The sequence below is a fragment of the Achromobacter sp. FW305-C-30-7 genome, assembly GCF_058783105.1.
Window position 1 is genome coordinate 171,258 of the sequence record NZ_JBYSYI010000004.1, and the last position, 13,560, is coordinate 184,817.

General features: G+C 65.3%; 13 protein-coding genes. 5 read left to right on the plus strand and 8 right to left on the minus strand.

What is annotated here, in order from left to right; all coding sequences use genetic code 11:
• Positions 1-40 precede the first annotated feature (40 nt).
• Positions 41-1,024 carry a bile acid:sodium symporter family protein gene (locus AC3WOB_RS14640; protein WP_492275421.1) on the plus strand — a complete coding sequence of 328 codons (984 nt, stop codon included), beginning with the start codon at positions 41-43 and terminating at the stop codon, positions 1,022-1,024.
• A 170-nt stretch (positions 1,025-1,194) separates the two neighbouring features.
• Here the strand turns inward: AC3WOB_RS14640 and AC3WOB_RS14645 are convergent, their stop codons facing one another.
• The 3 genes from AC3WOB_RS14645 to AC3WOB_RS14655 are packed head-to-tail and all read right to left on the minus strand — an operon-like array spanning position 1,195 to position 3,871.
• A complete protein-coding gene (locus AC3WOB_RS14645) occupies positions 1,195-1,659 on the minus strand; it encodes a chromate resistance protein ChrB domain-containing protein (RefSeq protein ID WP_332014153.1) in 465 nt (154 codons plus the stop codon).
• Positions 1,660-1,680: 21 nt separating this feature from the next.
• Positions 1,681-2,880, minus strand: coding sequence for a chromate transporter (locus tag AC3WOB_RS14650; RefSeq protein WP_492275422.1), 1,200 nt, complete (start codon positions 2,878-2,880; stop codon positions 1,681-1,683).
• Positions 2,881-2,905: 25 nt separating this feature from the next.
• Positions 2,906-3,871 (minus strand): chromate resistance protein ChrB domain-containing protein, encoded by a 966-nt coding sequence (locus AC3WOB_RS14655; protein WP_492275423.1) that lies wholly within the window; start codon positions 3,869-3,871, stop codon positions 2,906-2,908.
• 129 nt (positions 3,872-4,000) lie between these two features.
• On the opposite strand from AC3WOB_RS14655, the gene AC3WOB_RS14660 reads away from it, so the two are divergent.
• Entirely contained in the window at positions 4,001-4,279 is a 279-nt protein-coding gene (locus tag AC3WOB_RS14660) for a metal-sensing transcriptional repressor (RefSeq protein ID WP_332014156.1), read from the plus strand.
• Between the two features lie 11 nt (positions 4,280-4,290).
• Complete coding sequence (locus tag AC3WOB_RS14665) at positions 4,291-5,196, plus strand: nickel/cobalt efflux transporter (RefSeq protein WP_492275424.1); 906 nt, start codon at positions 4,291-4,293, stop codon at positions 5,194-5,196.
• Here the strand turns inward: AC3WOB_RS14665 and AC3WOB_RS14670 are convergent.
• Positions 5,193-5,585 (minus strand): Rieske (2Fe-2S) protein, encoded by a 393-nt coding sequence (locus AC3WOB_RS14670; protein WP_492275425.1) that lies wholly within the window; start codon positions 5,583-5,585, stop codon positions 5,193-5,195. The two genes, AC3WOB_RS14665 and AC3WOB_RS14670, sit on opposite strands and share 4 nt — an antisense overlap.
• A gap of 52 nt (positions 5,586-5,637) precedes the next feature.
• Positions 5,638-7,443, minus strand: a complete 1,806-nt coding sequence (locus AC3WOB_RS14675) for an ABCB family ABC transporter ATP-binding protein/permease (RefSeq protein ID WP_332014159.1) — start codon at positions 7,441-7,443, stop codon at positions 5,638-5,640.
• A 342-nt stretch (positions 7,444-7,785) separates the two neighbouring features.
• Here AC3WOB_RS14675 and AC3WOB_RS14680 point away from each other — a divergent pair, with 342 nt between their 5' ends.
• Positions 7,786-8,613 carry an aldo/keto reductase gene (locus AC3WOB_RS14680; protein WP_492275426.1) on the plus strand — a complete coding sequence of 276 codons (828 nt, stop codon included), beginning with the start codon at positions 7,786-7,788 and terminating at the stop codon, positions 8,611-8,613.
• 39 nt (positions 8,614-8,652) lie between these two features.
• Here the strand turns inward: AC3WOB_RS14680 and AC3WOB_RS14685 are convergent, their stop codons facing one another.
• Together AC3WOB_RS14685 and AC3WOB_RS14690 are read right to left on the minus strand one after the other, a co-directional pair.
• Positions 8,653-8,838 (minus strand): hypothetical protein, encoded by a 186-nt coding sequence (locus tag AC3WOB_RS14685; RefSeq protein WP_454694118.1) that lies wholly within the window; start codon positions 8,836-8,838, stop codon positions 8,653-8,655.
• Positions 8,835-10,010, minus strand: coding sequence for a PepSY-associated TM helix domain-containing protein (locus AC3WOB_RS14690; RefSeq protein ID WP_454694119.1), 1,176 nt, complete (start codon positions 10,008-10,010; stop codon positions 8,835-8,837). The genes AC3WOB_RS14685 and AC3WOB_RS14690 overlap by 4 nt, the downstream gene beginning before the upstream one ends.
• A 174-nt stretch (positions 10,011-10,184) precedes the next feature.
• Here AC3WOB_RS14690 and AC3WOB_RS14695 point away from each other — a divergent pair, with 174 nt between their 5' ends.
• The gene (locus tag AC3WOB_RS14695; RefSeq protein ID WP_332014163.1) at positions 10,185-10,898 is read left to right on the plus strand and encodes a metallophosphoesterase; all 714 of its coding nucleotides are present in this window, start codon (positions 10,185-10,187) and stop codon (positions 10,896-10,898) included.
• Positions 10,899-10,934: 36 nt separating this feature from the next.
• On the opposite strand, the gene AC3WOB_RS14700 is transcribed toward AC3WOB_RS14695, so the two are convergent.
• Positions 10,935-13,526, minus strand: a complete 2,592-nt coding sequence (locus AC3WOB_RS14700; RefSeq protein WP_492275427.1) for a penicillin-binding protein 1A — start codon at positions 13,524-13,526, stop codon at positions 10,935-10,937.
• Between the last annotated feature and the right edge of the window lie 34 nt (positions 13,527-13,560).

Genomic DNA, 13,560 nt, shown 5'->3' on the forward strand with positions numbered 1-13,560 from the left:
CGTGCCTATAGTTTCCGCAATCCCTACGGAAACCTTTGCCATGCGCCGCTTCCTGCCCGACCAATTCACGCTCATCCTGATCGCCACGGTGGTCTTCGCCAGCTTTTTCCCGGCCGTGGGCCAGGGCGCGGCGTTCATGACCGTGGCCAGCAACATCGCCATTTCGCTGCTGTTCTTCCTGCACGGCGCTCGCCTGTCCACCGATGCCATCGTTGCGGGCGTGAAGGACGTGCGCCTGCATGCGCTGATCCTGGCCTGCACCTTCCTGCTCTTTCCGGCGCTGGGCCTGGGGCTGCGGGCGCTGTTTCCCAACCTGCTGACGCCGTCGCTGTGGCTGGGCGTGCTGTTCGTCTGCACCCTGTCTTCCACCGTGCAGTCGTCGATTGCCTTCACCTCCATGGCGCGCGGCAATGTCCCGGGCGCGATCTGCGCGGCCACGGCGTCGAACCTGCTGGGCACCGTGCTGACGCCGCTGCTGGTGGCCGTGCTGCTGCACCGCCAGGGCGGCGGCCACGGGCTGGCCGACGCCGGCCGCATCCTGTTGCAGCTGCTGCTGCCGTTCGCGGTGGGCAGCCTGCTGCGCCCCTGGATCGGCGCCTGGGCCCAGCGCAACAACCGCACGCTGTCCAAAGTGGACCGCAGCTCCATCCTGCTGGCCGTCTACACCGCGTTCAGCGAGGCGGTGGCGCAGGGCATCTGGCACGCGTTCCCGGCGATAGACCTGGCTTCCATGGTGCTGGTGAACGCCTTGCTGCTGGGCACGGTGCTGCTGCTCACGACCTGGGGCAGCCGCAAGCTGGGGCTGTCGAAGGAAAACGAGATCACGCTGGTCTTCTGCGGCTCGAAGAAGTCGCTGGCATCGGGGATTCCACTGGCCACGGTGCTGTTCGGCACCTCGCAGATGGGCGTGGTGGTGCTGCCGCTGATGATCTTCCACCAGATGCAGCTGATGGTGTGCGCGGTGCTGGCGCGCCGCTACGCGGAACGGCAGGCCCCGGCCGAAGCGGTGGCGGCGCAAGCTTGAGCGCGAGAAAGTCCGGCCGAGGCGTGCTGCTTCAAAAGCTACTCCGTGATGGGTTCCACACTCTGCCGGACCGAGCGCCGGGCCGCTATTCCACCCAGCAGATACTTGGAACGGATATGCCTTGCATGAGGGTCTCCGCAAAGATGCAGTGATTCAGCTGGGGTCGCCCCTTAAGCCATCGGCATGACCGGTGGCCAGCGGTGCGTTTCACCTTGGCACGACTGGCACCAGGCATAAAGAGCGTCGTACATGACCATGCCATGGCCAAGCATGACGTGGTCGTTGGCGTACAAGTGCGACAGGCCCAGCGACAGTGCGTACAGTCCGCCTGACTGCGGGGTCAGGTCCAGGCGCGAGGTGTCGGCGCCGCGAACGATGGTGGCCATTTGCTGCAGCGCCGGGTTGTCCGCCAGCCCATACTTATCGAGGAAAGCGTCAAAGCTGCACAGCTCTCCAACGTGCGAAAGTTCCACGCCAGGAATGTCGTAGGGAATGGCGGCGGTTTCCTTGGCGAGGCGTAGAACATCCCCGGCGGGCACGTAGAGAAATTCTGGCGTTTCGTCGATGAATCGGGCGATTAGCCATGGGCAGGCGATGCGGTCGATCTTGGGCCGTTCACGAGTGATCCATTGCATGATGAACTCCTGGAAAAGCACTTAGTGCAGCAGCGGATAAACCGCCAAGCCGATCATCGCCGCGCCAGCAACAATCATCGGCTCGGACAGTTTTTTGAAGCACAGCAGCAACAGCACTGCAGCCACTGCCAACAGCAATGTCGGCACATCGACGATCGTGCGCCGGGCGATAACGATGACTGCGCCTACGATGGCGCCGATCGCAGCGGCCGTCACGCCATCGACGAAGGCGAGAATGCCGGGCAGTTTTCCGTACTTCTTGAAGTAGGGCGCCGGGATGATGGTGAACAGATAACAAGGCAGAAAGGTAGCCAAGGCCGCCACACAGGCTCCGGGCAAGCCCGCGACCAGGTAGCCGATGAAGCCGACCGTGATGACAACGGGTCCCGGCGTGATCATGGCTACCGCCACTGCATCGACGAACTGCTTGTCATTGAGCCAGTGGAAGTCGGTAACCACGCTGCCGTAGAGAAACGGCACGATGGCCAGCCCGGAGCCGAACACGAAAGCTCCCGCCTTGGCGAAGAACAACCCGATCTGCCAGAGCAACGGCCAGTCCAGCGTGCTCAGCGTAGCCCCCGCTGGCACGGATACCGCGGCCACCGCCGACAGATGACCGGACTTTACCCACCTGGGCGGCGCGCGCCAAAACCAGACCAGCAGACCGGCCGCCAGAAACAGCCAGGCTGTTTCGGATTCGGTGATGACAGTGACGGCGGCCAGCGCCAGGTAGATGGACCACAACAGCTTATCCTTGCCCACGCTCCTGGTAGTGAGCTTGTAGCCGCTGATGGCAATGATGCCGATGACCGCAGCGCTCACGCCGTAGAACACGGCTTGCATCCAGGCCAGGCCGCCAAAACGCAGATATGCCCACCCCAGGGCAACGACCATGAAGAACGACGGCAGGACGAAGGCGATCCCCACCAGCGTGGCGCCAAGAATGCGGTAGTGCACGTAGCCGAGGTAAATGGCGAGCTGCGCGGCCAGAGGACCTGGCGCGAGCTGGGCGAGCGCCAAACCTTCCTTGTAGTCGCCGTCGGTGATCCAGCCTCTGCCCTCCACCAGATCGCGGCGCATGTAACCGGCCAAGGCAACCGGCCCGCCAAAGCCCAGGGTCCCCAGTCGGATGAAATACCGGATCAGTTGCCAGAGGGTATAGGCGGGTTGGGCGGCAAGCGTTGCCGCACTGGCGCGGGCAGATTCTTGGGACGGATTCATGGTTGCGCTCTTGAACCGAGGCCAGTCAGGTCTTACGCCCACCGGAGAAATGGGTGTACAGGGAATCCAGTACGGTGCCGGCTTCGAGCAGCAAGGCATCGTCGTCGGGCAGGCGTTTGCGAGCGCCGGCCAGGATGGCTTCAAAGCCTGCGGCTTCCGGCACCGCGGCACCGCCCACGTCGAGCGCATGTACCAGCGTTCCCAACAGCGCGAGGCCGCGATTCTCCTCCAGGCCGAAACTGGCAAGCAGGACCTCGAACGACACCCGATCGCCGACGTGCGTGAAAGTGGCGCCGTCGAAATCGAATCCCAGGGCGTCGGCCGGGCAGTCGGCCGGGGTATCCAGCCATAGAAAGCGCGCGGACGGGTCAATGAAGCGCTGGATCAGCCACGCACAGGCAACGCGATCAACCCAGATATGGCGTCGGGTCGCCCAGACGCGTCCCCGATGGTTCATGGGATCGCGGCGGGCTATGCCGCCCACCGATGCGTGGGGTTCGCCGGGCGACAGCAGGGATTCGATGGCATTGGCGAAATCGCGTTGCTGCGCTTGCGCGCGGAGCGACGTTTCAGCCGGGAAGAAATCTATGCGGCGCAACGCCTGGTAGCTACGTTCGTAGCGGCGCAACAGGCGGTTGAGCTCCGTCGCCTTCAACTCAGCGAGCGTCTGGCGCGCCTGGGCCAGTTCCGCCAGCCAGGCGTCATAGTCGGCCGAACGGTCGAACAGGGCCCGGAACGAGGCGGACTCGTCGTTGTCCTGGGCCTGCACCCGCAGCAGCCAAGCCTGACCGCCTTCTTCGCTCGTTTCGGCGGCCAGATCGGCCAGTTGGAGCGCTTGCTCGGCGTGCGCCGGCAGCAGATAGGCTCCGTCGCGCAAGGCTGCGCACCCCAACGTCTTGAGCTTGCGCCAGATGCGCATGCGCGCCGTGGCGCCGTCGGTGGGCAGGCTGACGATAAGCAGCAGCCAAGAAGAGGCAAGTGGCGTGTCCATGGGGAGCAGAATATGAAAGCATCGCTATCTCTGCAATCATGTAGATATCGCTACAGACTGATATCCCTTTCCCCGACCGACGACATGGTTTTCTTAATCATATCCCCCCCGGGGGGATATGATGACTCCATGAACAAACCCGATCCTCATCATCATCACGATGCCGTCGCCAAGCGCCTCAAGCGAGCTGAAGGCCATTTGCGCAGCATCCTGACAATGATGGAAGAACATCGTCCCTGCCTTGAATTGGCCCAGCAGCTGCATGCGGTCGAGCGCGCCATTTCCCAGGCCAAGAAGATCCTCATTCAAGACCATATCGACCATTGCCTGCAGGATGCGGTGGGCGAGCTGGACCAGGACAGACAACGCGTGATAGACGAATTCAAAGAAATCACCAAGTACCTTTAAGAACGCCATCCATGCTGTCGTTTTCCGATCTGATTGCCCAGGGTGCTTCGCATGCCTGGCTGTTTATTCCCAGCGCGATCCTGCTGGGCGCTCTACACGGGCTGGAGCCCGGCCACTCCAAGACGATGATGGCGGCGTTCATCGTCGCGATCAGGGGGAGTGTGTGGCAGGCTGTGCTGCTTGGAATCACCGCGACCATTTCGCACACCTTGATTGTGTGGGGTATCGGGTTGGGCGGCATGTATCTCTGGCGCGGAGTCGCTGCGGAGGAACTGGAACCATACTTCCAGCTGGCGTCCGGAGTGATCATCGTGCTGATCGCTGCATGGATGTTCTGGCGGATCTGGCGCGATCAGCATGGCGCAGGCCACGACCATCACCACCACGTGCATCATCACCACGACCATCATCACCACGACCATCGCAATGGCCACGGGCATGCCCACCGCCATGACGTCGCGTTCACGGAGCCAGAGCAACACCAGCATGATCATCGGCATGAAGAGCAGCGAGGACTGGACGTCGCGGGCGTAGGGCATCAGGACCCCCACCAGCTTGCGCACGCCAATGACATCCGGCGGCGCTTCACCAACCGGAACGTAACCAACTGGCAAATTGCCCTGTTTGGCCTGACCGGCGGGCTCATTCCTTGCCCTGCGGCAATTACGGTGCTGCTGCTGTGTCTGCAATTGAAAGAATTCACGCTCGGAGCGGCGCTGGTGCTGTGTTTCTCGATCGGACTGGCCATTACGCTGGTGACGGTCGGCGCCGTGGCGGCGCTAAGCGTACGCCAAGTCAACAAGCGGGCTCCGTGGTTTAGCGCGGTCGCTCAGCGGGCTCCGTATCTCTCCAGCCTGCTGATCATCGCCGTGGGCGTCTATGTGGGGATGAATGGATGGCTGGGCATCCGGGGCTAGTCGTCGGTCGCGTCTTCCTGCGGTCGGATCTTGCCGGCCGGCTGCCAATAGACCGCGCCGTCGCGTTCCTCGACCGCCAGCACGGTCAAGCGGCCATTTTTACAGGGCCCGCCCACGCACAGGCCGGTGTCCGGCTGGTAGGTGGCGCCGTGGCGCGCGCACATGATCAGGTCGCCGGCGCGGGTGAAGAAACTGCCTTCCCAATCCAGTTCCACGCCCACGTGGGCGCAGCGGTTCAGATAACCGTGCACGCGGTCCTGGTAGCGTACGAAGAAGGCGGTGGTCCGGCCCGCCGCATCGGACACGGGGATTTTCACGCCCAGGCCGCCGTTGGCGAGATCGGAGGAGGCACAGACGCGGACGGCGGGGGCGGGGTTCGGATCCTGCATGGGTAGCCTGGAATGCAAAAGGGTGCGATGTTCGGACAGGGGGCCGGGCTTGTCAATCCGGCGCGCCGGCCTGGGCGCTTTCCTGCTGGCGCGCCCACATGCCAGCGTAGACGCCGCCGTGCGCCAGCAGTTGCGGATGGCGGCCGCGTTCGATGATGCGACCCTCGCCCAGCACGATGATCTCATCGGCGTCCGCCACCGTGGACAGGCGGTGGGCGATGATGAGGGTGCTGCGGCCCTGGCTGACTTCGCGCAGATTGGCCTGGATTTCACGTTCGGTGTGGGTGTCCAGCGCGCTGGTGGCCTCGTCGAACAGGAAGATGGCCGGATTCTTGAGGATGGTGCGGGCGATCGCCACGCGCTGCTTTTCGCCGCCGGACAGCTTCAGCCCGCGTTCGCCCACCATGGTCTGGTAGCCGTCCGGCATGGCCATGATCAAGTCGTGGATATGGGCCAGGCGCGCCGCCGCCTGGATCTCGCCCTCGGTGGAGCCGGGGCGGCCGTAGCCGATGTTGTAGAGGATGGTGTCGTTGAACAGCACGGTGTCCTGCGGCACGACGCCGATCGCGGCCCGCAGGCTGGCCTGCGTCACCTCGCGCACGTCCTGGCCGTCGATGAGGATGGCGCCGCCGTCGGCGTCGTAGAAGCGGAACAGCAGGCGCGCGATGGTCGATTTTCCGGCGCCTGAGGTGCCGACCACGGCCACGGTCCTGCCGGCCGGGATGGTGAAGCTGACACCCTTCAAAATGGGCCGGCGCGTGTCGTAGCCGAAATGCACGTCGCGGAATTCCACCTCGCCGCCCGCCACGCGCAAGGGCTGGGCATCGGGCCGGTCGGCCACTTCGCGGTCCTGTCCCAGCAGTTCGAACATGCGCTCCATGTCGATGATGGCCTGCTTGATCTCGCGGTAAACGAAGCCGAAGAAGCTCAGCGGCTGGTACAGCTGCAGCAGGTAGGTGTTGACCAGGACGAAATCGCCCAGCGTGTAGCGGCCGTCGGCGATGCCGGTGGCGGCCATCCACATGACCAGGGTCAGGCCCACCGAGATGATGGCGGCCTGCCCGACGTTGAGGACGGACAGGCTGACCTGGCTGCGCACGGCGGCGCGCTCGTAGCGGGTCAGCGAGGCGTCGTAGCGGCGGGCTTCGTGCTCTTCGTTGCCGAAGTACTTGACCGTCTCGTAGTTCAGCAGGCTTTCGATGGCCTTGGTGTTGGCTTCGGAGTCGGTTTCGTTCATCTGGCGCCGGAACTTGGCGCGCCATTCCGTGACCAGCAGCGTGTACGCCATGTACAGCGTGACGGTGGCGCCGGTGGCCAGCGCCAGCCAGATGTCGAACATCTTCCACAGCACGATACAGACCAGCCCGATTTCGAAGAAGGTCGGCAGGATGCTGAAGAGCAGGAACGACAGCAGGGTCTGGATGCCCTTGGTGCCGCGTTCGATGGCGCGGTTCAGGCCGCCGGTCTGGCGCGTCAGGTGAAAGCGCAGCGACAACGCGTGCAGGTGGCGAAAGACCTGCAGGCCGACGGCGCGGATGGCGTGCTGCCCGACCCGGGCGAAGATGGCGTCGCGCAGCTCCGAGAACAGCAGCGACAGCACCCGGGCGGTGCCGTAGGCCAGGATCAGGCCCAGCGGCACCGTGACGGCGCCCGGCGCGCCCTTGCCCAATTCGTCGATGGCCTGCTTGTACAGCAGGGGGACATAGACCGTGGCCGCCTTGGCCGCGAACAGGCATAGCAGGGCCGCGACCACGCGCGTTTTCAGGCCGGTTTCGCCAGGCGGCCAGAGATAGGGAAAGAGGGTGCGCAGGGTGGAGAAACCGCCGCGGCGCTCGGGCCGCGTGTCAGGAGCGTTCATGGTCAGGGCCGGGAGGGTTATGCATGGGCCGGCGGGCCGTCGGAAGCGCATTATCGGCTACGGGCGGTATTTCTGCCGCGGGGCCGCGCCAGGGGCGGAAATAGCTGCTTTGGCGGGGGGCATTCAAGGAATTGGCGGCTGTGGGGGTATTATCGGCCTCATGGCCCCTGGGATGTGTAGACCTCTCCCGGGGGTTTTCAATCCGGCATGGTGACTCGGGCGCAGCCTGGCGGGCCCGTTCTTTACTGTCTCAACCAAGGATGAAGCCTGGCTGCCCCTTGGTTGCGCGACCCGGCGCATATTCGCCGCGCGGACGTCGCGTCGCAAGCTACGGAGGGTCTTATGGCGAAAGTACCCGCAGTGAAATTGAACGACGGCAGCAAGATTCCCCAGCTGGGCCTGGGCGTCTGGCAGGTGCCGAACGATCAGGCGGCCGCAAGCGTGAAAGAGGCGCTGGCGGCCGGCTACCGCTCGGTGGACACCGCGGCCATCTATGGCAACGAGGCCGGCGTGGGCGAGGGCCTGCGCGCGGCCGGCGTGGCGCGCAAGGATCTGTACGTCACGACCAAGCTCTGGAACGACAGGCACGGCTACGACGAGGCCCACAAAGCCATGGACGAGAGCCTGGAAAAGCTGGGCCTGGCCTACGTGGACCTGTACCTGATCCATTGGCCCGTGGCCGGCAGCACGAAGTTCGTTGATGCCTGGAAGGCCATGGTCGAAATGAAGGAAGACGGCCGTGCGCGTTCGATCGGCGTGTCCAATTTCACCCAGGCCAACCTGGAACGGCTGATCGACGTCTCCGGCGTGACGCCCGCGGTGAACCAGGTCGAGCTGCACCCCGGCTTCACCCAGCGCGCGCTGCGGGACTTCCACGCCAGGCATGGCATCGCGACGGAGTCATGGAGCCCCCTGGCCCAGGGCGGCGTGGCCAAGGACAAGGTCATCCTGGAACTGGCGCAGAAGCACGGAAAATCGCCCGCCCAGGTGACGCTGCGCTGGCACCTGCAGAACGATCTGATCGTGATTCCGAAGTCGGTGACGCCGGCCCGCATTCGCGAGAACATCGACGTCTTCGACTTCGAGCTGTCGGCGGCGGATATGGCCGCCATCGACGGCATCAAGGAAGGCGGGCGCCTGGGGCCGGACCCGGAAGTGTTTGGCAAGTAGCCGTGTTGCGCGCGGGCGGCGCCTGGCGCGCCGCGCGCGCTAGGGCTTCAGCGGAAACACCCAATAGCGCGCGATCACCGCCAGCAGGATGGCCAGGGCGGTCCAGGACGCCCAGTGCCAGCCCCCCGTGCCCAGCAGCGCGGCCAGCAAGCCGAACACGCTGAGCACGCCCAGCAGGATCGGGGCGCCCCAGACAAACATGAAACCACGGGCAGTCTTGCTCATGCGGGAGTCCTTTTCGGGATGGCGGCGGCCTGGTGCTTGCGTACGAGTTCGGCGATGCGCGCCTCGGTGGCGCGGCGGCGGGCCAGCCAGAGATAGAGGCCGCTGACCAGGACCACGATCGTGATGACGTCCAGCAGCGCCCAGATGATCTTCAAGGGCAGGCCGCCATAGTCGCCGAAGTGCAGCGGGCGCGAGACTTCCAGCGCCGTCAGATACCAGGGCATTTTTGCCACGGTGGTCAGCTCGCCGGTCTTGCCGTCCACCAGCACGGGCGTGTTCAGCTTGGAAGTGAGCGGCGTGTCGCCGCGCATCCAGGTGATGTAGTGGTGGGGACTGCCGAAGGCGTTGCCGGGAAAGGCGATGAAGGACACTTCGTTGCCGGGCAGGGCCTTGCGGGCCGTATCGGCGGCGGCGTGGGCCGAGGCCAGTTCGGTGGGTACGGTCTGGCCCTTGTAGGGTTCCAGGATGCGTACCAGTTCGGTCGATTGCCACAGGCGGAACAGCGGCGTGGATAGTTCATTGATCACGCCCGTGATGCCCACCACGAAGGCCCAGACCAGCGTCACGATGCCCAGCAGATTGTGCAGGTCCAGCCACTTCAGGCGGGTCGAGCGGGTGGCGCGCACGGTGCCGAATTCCAGCTTCTTCATGAAGGGGCCGTAGAGCACCACGCCGGACACGATGGCCACGCAGAACAGCAGCCCCATGAAGCCCAGGAACAGCTCGCCGGGCAGCCCCGCGAACAGGTCCACGTGCAGGGCCAGCATGATGCCCATGAAGGAAAACTTGTCCTGCGTGTAGAGCGGGCCGTCCAGCAGCACGTCGCCGGTGCGCGCGTCCATGCGCACGGCGTGGCCGGACACCTGGCCGTCTCCGGGCGTTTTTGCCATGCCCACATAGACTTGCGGCTCGTCGGGATCGAAGAACAGGTAGTCGACGACTTCGCCCGGATACATGGCGCGGGCGCTGTCGACCAACTGGTCCAGGTTGGCGCGAGGGGTCGAGGCCGGCACGTCGGACAGCGGCTTGCCATCGTCGAGCCAGTGTTCGATCTCGTGGTGGAACACCAGAGGCAAACCGGTAAGACAGATGATGAGCAGGAAGATCGTGCAGACCAGGCTGGTCCACTTATGGACCAGGTACCAGGTTTTGATGGTGGACGCGGCGGTCATGGGGGGCGGGCCCTTGCAGGCGCGGGTTGGAGAAAGCTGGATATTATCGCGAATAATATCGATTCTCGTAACCAAATTTTGACCATGGCCTGGCAAGGGGGAGCAGCCGGGTGGGCTTGAAAGCGGGTTAAAAAGAGGGATCAAGCATCAACCCAGTGGTAGCCCCGGATCATCATGGAGCAGCGTTTTCTCAAAGTCCCGCGCAACGAGCTAGGCCGCGATTTCGCGGTGGGCGACCTGCATGGGCATTTTTCCCGCCTGCAGCAAAGCCTGGACCAGCTGGGCTTCGATCCCACCCGGGACCGCCTGTTTTCCGTCGGCGACCTGGTAGACCGCGGCCCGGAAAGCGAGGCCGCGCTGGAGTGGCTGGCCCGGCCCTGGTTCCACGCGGTCCAGGGCAATCACGAGGATTACGCGATCCGCCACGTGCGCACCGGGCAGGTGGACGTGGACAACTGGCGCGGCTACGGCGGCGGCTGGTTCCTGGACCTGCCATCGGATCGGCAGCAGGTATTCGCCGAGGCCTTCGCGCAATTGCCCATCGCCATCGAGGTCGAAACCCTGGACGGCGCGGTGGGGCTGCTGCATGCCGATTGCCCGGTGCTGTTCTGGCCGCGGCTGGAATCCGCCTTGCAAGACCGCTATCGGCGCACCAGCGCCGCCTGTCAGTGGTCGCGCGACCGCCTGCGGCAGATGGACCGCACCGGCATCCGCGGCGTGCGGGCGGTGGTGGCGGGGCATACGCCGGTGCCGGCGCCGCTGCTATTGGGCAACGTCTATCACATCGACACCGAGGGCTGGAAGTCCGGCTATTTCACCTTCCTGGACCTGGAATCCCTGCGGGCCTGGCCGCGCGAGGTCGTGACCGAACTCGCGGAGCAGGAATAGCAGGCTTGAATTCCCGGCGGCTGGCGCCGGGAACGCTCACAGCGGCCGGGCGGCCACCGGTCCGGCGCCGCTGACGGCGCTGGCGCGGGCAGGGGTGTCGGCGTCCACGCGCGGCACGGGGATGGGCGGGATGACAGGCGCGTTGCCGACCGGTGCGCCGCCTGCGGGCGCCACGGGGACGGGCAGGGCGACTGGCGGTTGGCCAGCGCTGCTCTGCGGCACGGCGCCACTGGGAGGCAAGGGCTTGACCGAGGTGTCCACGCCGTCCGTCGAGCGGTTGTTGTTCAGGAAATCGGTCAGCGCGTCGCCCGAGGACAGATCCAGCGAGGCCACGGCCTGCCCCGGCGGGAATTCCGAGAAATAGTATTCGCCGTTGTCCACGAGCAGGCCGTCCGGCCGCGGCGCGGGTTTGGTTTCGGGCACGCCCTTCAAGGCGGGCTGCATGTAGGCCAGCCAGGTGCTCAGGGCCAGGCCGCTGCCGAATTCGTTGGTGCCCAGCGACTTGGGCTGGTCAAAGCCCATCCAGACCGTGGTGGCAAGGTTGGGCATGAAGCCCGAGAACCAGACGTCCACGGCCTCGTTGGTGGTGCCGGTCTTGCCGCCGATGTCGTTGCGCTTGAGTACCTGGTGCGCGCGCGCGGCGGTGCCGCTGACCGTGACGCCGCGCAGGATGTCGTCCATCACCCAGGCCGTGCGCGGATCGATGGCGCGCGCCTGCTCGTCGCCGGCGACGACCGGTTGCGCCTTCATCAGCACATTGCCCGAGCGGTCGGTCACATGGTCCACCAGGTAGGGCGTGACGCGGTAGCCGCCGTTGGCGAACACGCTGTAGCCGTTGACCACTTGCAGCGGCGTGGCGCCGCCCGCGCCCAGGGCCAGCGGCAGCACGGCAGGCCAGCGCGACTTGTCGAAGCCGAAGCGGGTCAGGTAGTCCTGGGCATACTGCGGCGAAATGGCCTGCAGGATGCGGATCGACACCATGTTCTTGGAACGCATGAGGCCCTGGCGCAAGGTCAGCATGGGTTCGTACTTGTTGCCGTCGTTCTTGGGCTGCCAGGCCTTGGAGCCAGTCTGCTCCGCGGTCAGCATGAAGGGCTGGTCGGAGATCTGCGTGGCCGGGGTCAGGCCGCGCTCCAGCGCCGCGGCGTAGACGAAGGGCTTGATGTTGGAGCCGGGCTGGCGCCAGGCCTGCGTTACGCGGTTGAAGCCGCCGCGGTTGTAGTCGAAGCCGCCGATCATGGCGCGAATGGCGCCGTCCTGGGGCACCATCGAGACCAGCGCCGCCTGCAACGTCGGCATGTTGATGATTTCCCAGCTGTCGCCGTTCTTGTGGATGTAGACCACCGAACCGCGGCGCAGGCGCTGGCTGTCGCTGGCCTTGGGATTGAGCGCGCGGGCCACCACTGCCAGCGCCTTCTTGTCGCTGATGGTGATGATGTCGCGCGCGCTGCGCGCCAGTGTCACTTCGGTGGGGCTGGCGGCCAGCACCACGGCGGTCAGCAGGTCTTCGCTGTCAGGCGTCTTTTCCTGCACGCCGTCGAGGATCTCATCCAGCGCGGCAGCGTCCTGCTCGACGCCGTCGGGCAGGTCTATCTGGTCTTCCGGGCCGGGATACACGGCGCGGCGGGTGTAGTCCATGACGCCGTCGCGCACGGCGCGGTAGGCGGCTTCCTGGTCCTTGGAATCGATGGTGGTGTAGACATCGATGCCCTTGGAGTAGGTCTGCTCCTGGAACACGCCGTACATCAGCTGGCGCGCCAGTTCGGCCGGGTAGTCGCCATGGATGGCGAAGCCGCGCGCGCTGGCGCCGTCCGCGCCGCGGATCGTGAGGCGCTGCTTGAGCGCTTCATCGGCCTGTTCGGGGGTGAGGTAGCCCAGCGTCTTCATGCGGCCCAGCACGTAGTGCTGGCGGATCTCGGCGCGCGGGAAATTGGTGATGGGGTTGAAGCGCGACGGCGCCTTGGGGATGCCGGCGAGCATCGCGGCCTCGGCCGGCGTCACTTCCGACAAGGGCTTGCCGAGATAGGTGCGCGAGGCGGCCGCGAAACCATAGGCGCGATGGCCCAGGTAGATCTGGTTCATGTAGAGCTCAAGGATCTGGTCCTTGGAAAGCTCGGATTCGATCTTGAAAGTGAGCAGCAGCTCGTAGAACTTGCGCGAATAGGTCTTTTCCGATGACAGGTAGAAGTTGCGCGCCACCTGCATCGTGATGGTGCTGCCGCCCTGGCTCTTGGAACCCTTGACGAGGTTGGTCAGCACCGCGCGCGCCACGCCCATCCAGTCGACCCCGCCGTGGCTGTAGAAACGGTCGTCCTCGGCCGCCAGCACCGCCTGGCGCATCACGGGCGGGATCTCGTCAAAGCGCAGTACGTTGCGGTGTTCTTCGCCGTATTCGCCGATCAGCACCTTGTCCGCCGTGTAGATGCGCAGCGGCACCCGCGGGCGGTAGTCCGTCATGGCGTGCAGGTCGGGCAGGCTGGGCCAGGCCAGGGCCAGCGCCAGGCCGAGCGCGATGCCGCCGCACACGGCGGCGCCGCCGGCGGCTACGCCAGCCTTGATCAGGATTCGTTTCCAGGGGAGGCCCGGTTTGCCGCCCGGGGTGGCGGAGGATTGCTGGGGGGTGCTCATTGCAGGCGATTCTAGGGCAGAACGCTATAGACCG